This is a genomic window from Pseudoalteromonas sp. G5_S1_14_S5 (genome assembly GCF_054968605.1).
This window is the reverse complement of sequence record NZ_JBQKUM010000296.1, coordinates 1-219: the sequence shown is the minus strand read 5'-3', so window position 1 is coordinate 219 and position 219 is coordinate 1. Positions and strand designations below refer to the sequence as shown.

Annotated in this window: 1 protein-coding gene; it reads left to right on the top strand. The window is 42.0% G+C overall.

Features of this window, described 5'->3' with window-relative positions; all coding sequences use genetic code 11:
- The coding region (locus ACTRWI_RS22950; RefSeq protein WP_499133971.1) for a transposase at positions 1 to 219 on the top strand (219 nt) is incomplete at both ends.

Here is a 219-nt window from a genome sequence, read left to right as displayed (position 1 = left end):
CTATTTTCCTGAACTGCTCAGCTACACGCGATTCCTCGGTGTTACTGCAAGCGTTGTTATTCCTATGTGCTCTTATCTCACTTCCAAATTGGGTAAGCCAACAGGTATTCAATTTGTAGATTCAACAAAAATTGAAGTCTGTCATATCATCAGAGCGAAGAGAAACAAGGTGTTTGACGGCATTGCCTGTCATGGTAAAGGAACTATGGGATGGTCGTT